At 37.2% G+C, this 5,088-nt stretch carries 2 protein-coding genes; one reads left to right on the forward strand and one right to left on the reverse strand.

What is annotated here, in order from left to right; all coding sequences use genetic code 11:
• A partial coding sequence (locus tag HRT72_11455) for a hypothetical protein (protein NQY68320.1) occupies nt 1-2,502 on the reverse strand: 2,502 nt, incomplete at its 3' end.
• 288 nt (nt 2,503-2,790) lie between these two features.
• On the opposite strand from HRT72_11455, the gene HRT72_11460 reads away from it, so the two are divergent.
• The coding region (locus HRT72_11460) for a polysaccharide biosynthesis tyrosine autokinase (protein NQY68321.1) at nt 2,791-5,088 on the forward strand (2,298 nt) is incomplete at its 3' end.

The following is a 5,088-nucleotide window of genomic DNA, read 5'->3' on the forward strand; positions in this document are numbered from 1 at the left end:
AGGAGTGCTTCCTGTATTAAAGTATTGGTTTCCTTGATTTGGTAGGCCGATTACGTCTACCATAGTAGTGGTAGCATCTATATACATACTAAATCCAACTCTACTCGTATTCACTTGGTCATTAGTAGGTGTTACCCATCCTGTAGATCCCAGCCCTGTCTCACTTCCTTGGCTGTAATAGTATCCAGAAACCCATCCTCCACAATCACCATAAGAATCTGTCCAGCCACAAGTGGTCATTTCTCCAGCGCCCTCCCAATCATCTATTTTTGAGCTTGCAACAGGGGAGGTGAAGTCTCTCCAGCCCGCATTAACAATGCTAAGAGCACGTTGTACTTCTACATTGCAGCTAATAGTATTGGTTCCGCAGTTGGCAATTCTTGCGGTTCTAGTTGCATCTGAAATTAAAACAACTTTGTTGCCCGCAGATATTGAAGTTGTTGTTCCTTCTAGTTTTAATTCTCCCTTCACATTAATATCAGTCCCTAATGTTTTTGCGGAATTACCTGAGCAGTAAAGTCCATAAAACATTTCTCCATCAGAAGGTTGTGTTATGGTTTGAGCACCACCAGAATAATTAACGATTGAACCATCTGCAAAAGAGTATGTCGTAAATGTGGGTAGAGAAGAAGTACCCGAAAGAAGTAATTCCGTATTATTATTAACGGTAAGTGTTCCTGATCCCGTGCCTATAAGTGCAAACCCGCCATTGTCAAGTCGTCCGGCAGAAACTGTGACGTTTCCATCGGCAGAGAGGTTAGCCTCAAGTGTTTTTGTTCCAGCAGTAGAAACTAGAAGATGGCCATAGGCTATAGAGGGGTCTGTAATAGTTTGTGTTCCTCCAGCGTAATCTACCGTCGACGTTGCACCGATAGAATATGTGCCAAAGCCAGGAGGTAATCCCGTTGTACCTGTCAGTGTAAGTTTAGCTCCATTCGAAACAGCAAATGTTCCACCGGCAATACCAGTTAAGTCATACCCTCCGCTATTTAGTTCTCCTGATGACACTGTGACGTTGGCGTTGGCAGCAATTGCAGAACCTAATGTGGCTAAAGTTGATGATATGTTAATAGTTTGGTAATCACCACTGAATGCAGCTGAAACGGTTTGCGTTGTTCCTGTGTAATTAATGATAGAACCAGCTTGAAGATCGTGTGAAGCAAAGCTAGTAGGTAAGGTTGTTGTGCCTTCGAGGTTATATGTTGTGCCAGCTTCCATAGTAAACGTACCGCTTCCGGTACCCGCCAATATGTACCCGCCGTCATCAACAGTGCCTAAGTTCATCAAAAAGAATTTAGCTATTATGTTTCCGCCGAGTGTTTTAGTGCCTGCTTTTTTTATCCTAAGTTTCCAGTAATTACTACCGGTTGGTGCATTTATTGTTTGTGCGGTGCCATCACCTGAGTATGTTACTGTGCATCCAGTCTGAAAATCATGCGCAACAAATCCTGTAGGTAAAGTGGTTGTGCCTTTTAAACTCATAGTAGCGCCAGACATTAAAGTTAGCGTTCCACTTGCTGTACCTGTAAGAATATAAGCAGCGTTGTTAAAGTTGCCTGCTGAAACGGTTACATTTCCATTTACTGTTATATTAGCACCCATGAACTTTCCTCCTCCAGCTGAAATAGTAATATGTCCATAGTTTCCTCCACCTGTTGGAGTATTAATTGTTTGGATTCCTCCAGCATAATTGGCAGTTGAGGTTGCTCCAAATGAATGATTCATTGTACCGGGAAGACTTGTTGTGCCGGTCATTGTGTATGTTGCACCATTTGCTACTGTGAAGGTTTTACCACCAACTCCGTCAACAGCTAGTCCTGCATTAGTGAAAATTCCATTATTTACAGTAATATCACCTGTTACATTAGAAGCTGTAATGGCTCCGCCAAGTGTGACTGTATTCGTATTATCTAAATCGATATCCAAGTATACGAATGAGCCATTTATTTGTAATGTCTGTGCGCTAGAGCTTCCATAAGTTACTGTTCCTCCTCCTGTAAGACTTCCGCTTCCTGACATTGTAAACGGACCGTTTAAATTAAGGTTAGTCGAGGCAGCACTTTGGATAAAGGCTTTTGTATTTCCTGAGCCATTTAAGTCCAAAGTGCCAGATATACTGAGTGTTGCAGTTCCTTCTAAAACGATACTTGCCGTGTTCCCAGAAGCCGCAGTTTCATCCAAACTAACATCACCAGTAACCGTTAATGTCCTTCCTGTAGCAATGGTAAGAGATGAGCCTGAAGCGATGTCTCCATCAATTATTAATTCGGCAATAGTAATATCGGGGTCACCCGCCAAAATATTCATAGCTTCACCATTAATCATGGCTATGTCTCCTGTCTGAGGATATGTGTTTTCTCCGCAATCGGCAGTGCAATTCCAGCTATCAGCATCATCCCAGTCAGATGTTCCATCTTTGGATTCATAGGTTTCGCAAATCCCAGAATAAGAAGAGGTTAGGATGAGTATTGTCGTGAGAAAACTAATTTTATACGAACTCATAATGTTATAGTAAACATATATACCATTCAAAGATAGTAATTCCTAGCAAATGAATGAATTTGTAACATTTAGTCTGTTTAATGAACTAGACAAAGATTGTTTGCAATTCGCTGCTTTGAAGTTTGAAAATATTTAATTGTGCGAGCAGAATTTCAATAATCGAGTATCAATCGGAGATGAATTGTTGAAAATTAGATGTTGATTTGAATAAAAGAGTGAAGAGAGATTCATTTTTTTTTACTTTTAGGCGCAGAGTAACAAGGTTGATTTGAAAAAAACGAATATTGAATGGATATTGACGATAATGCGATAATTAAGTCGGACGATTTACTGTTTGCATGGAGAATAGTACAGAAAAACTGGTATGTTTTAGTTGTTTTTGCTGTAGTTGGATTTCTTGCCGGACTTCTGTATACGCATAAAATGATTGATATATATTCTGCTAAAGCTCAGATATTAATTAGTCCTGAGAAAGGGTATTTTAATGATAAGTTGCCCTCCTCATTTAATATTTTTGGAAATGGGTACGAACAATTGCATAACGAAATGCGAATTCTTAAATCAACACCAATATTAAACAAGGCTGCAGAGAAATTAGATCTTAGTTTGTCATATTATACAGTGGGTAGGATTAAGACAGAACCTATTTCGGGTGTAAGTCTACCGTTTGAAACAGATTTGAAAGTCTACAATTCTAGTTTGTTTGAAATGCCTATTCATATCACCGCAATGGATGAATATAAATATGAGGTAAGTTATGAAGTAAAAGATATTTCATATAATGAGATTGGTTTTTTTAATCAACCTCTTATCAATAAGCATTTTTATTTGTTGATGAAGGTTAGATCAAAATATTCAAAATATCTATTTAAGAATTATAACTATTTAATTAAGGCTCATCGTCCGGGCTCGTTAGTTTCTAAGTTTAAGCAGAGTATAAGTATTCGAACGCTGGAGTATACTGCAATATTGGAAATTACAATTAAGGATGAAGTATTGCCTCGGGCAATTGAGTTCTTAGATTCTTTGTGTTACGTGTATGTCGAAAATTCAATGAAGGCGAGAAGAGAAGTTAGTGATAATACACTGGCTTTTATTGATGATCAAATGAATCAAGTTTCTAAGGAAATGAATTTGATTGGACTAAATCTGGAAATGTATAAAGAAGACGCCTCTGTTTTAAATTTGGCTAAAGAAGAGGAAATAATGTTCAATGATTATGTAGGCTTTCAGAGTGCGATGAAGAAAATTGATTATGAAGTGAAAACTATCGATAAGTTATACGAATATATTATTGATGATGATAATAACCAGATATTACCGCCTCAATCTTATGTGGACGCAGCTGATCCATTTTTGGTAAACGCGGTTAACGAGTTATATCAAATGCGGTTACTAATTAACGAAGAATTGTATACCTCCACTCTTTTAAATAATTCAATAGATGAGACCGAAAGACGAATTACTTTAATAAAGAAGGACATTATTTCATATCTAAATAATGAGAAAGTAGCAAAGGAAGAGCAAGTCCAAGACCTTGGTATAGAGCTTAGGAAGTATGAAGATATGCTGAAAAAATTTCCTAAAACGCATAGGGATATTATAAATATCCAAAGGCGATTAGAAGTTAATGAACAAATCTATTCATTTCTGTTAGAAAAAAGAGCAGAAGCAAATATTGTAAGGTCTTCAATTGCGCCAACTCGTCATATTGTTGAATATGCTCATAGTTCAGGGGTTGTAGGTCCAGATAAAAAGAAAATATGGACTAATATTTTCATCATTGTTATTGTGATTTTCGTAGGGGTAACAGCAATTAGGACTTTTCTGTTTGATTCAATTGAAAGTACAGCTGAATTGAAATCGATTACAAATATTCCAGTCATTGGTGAATTGGTGTCATTTGATACGGATGAACCATACTTAGTAGTTAATCAGGATCCGAAATCGATGATAACGGAGTCTTTTAGAGCGCTGAGAGCCAATCTTAACTATATGTTAGATCATGGATCTTCGAAGAGAATATTAATTACATCGTTTAATGCTGGGGAGGGTAAAACATATAGCGCAATAAATCTTGCTGCAATTTTGGCAAGTGCAGGTAAGAAAGTGTTGTTAGTAGAATTGGATTTACATCGTCCGAAATTCTCTAAAGGATTTTCAATTTCCAATGAAAAAGGCGTCAGTACTGTATTAATTGGAAAGCATAGACCTGAAGAGGCTTTGTCTGAAAGTAGTATTGATAATTTGGACATTATGCTCTCCGGACCACCACCTCCTAATCCATCAGAATTAATACTGAGTCAGAAAATGCAGGAAGTTTTAGATTTTGGAAAAGAAAATTATGATTTTACTGTTATTGATACTCCTCCAGTTGGACTGTTAACAGATGCCTTGAATTTAATGCATGATTCGGACGTAAATCTATTTGTATTAAGAGCTAAAATTGTGAAAAAAGGAATTGTGAGAAAGGCAATCGAAATTAAGGAACAAAATAATTTACCTGGCTTTGCATTTATCTTGAACGATATCAGCGTAAAGAAGAGTAAGTATTACTATGCTTATAGTGGTTATGGTTATGGTTAT

This window comes from Flavobacteriales bacterium (genome assembly GCA_013214975.1).
Lineage (GTDB): Bacteria > Bacteroidota > Bacteroidia > DT-38 > DT-38 > DT-38.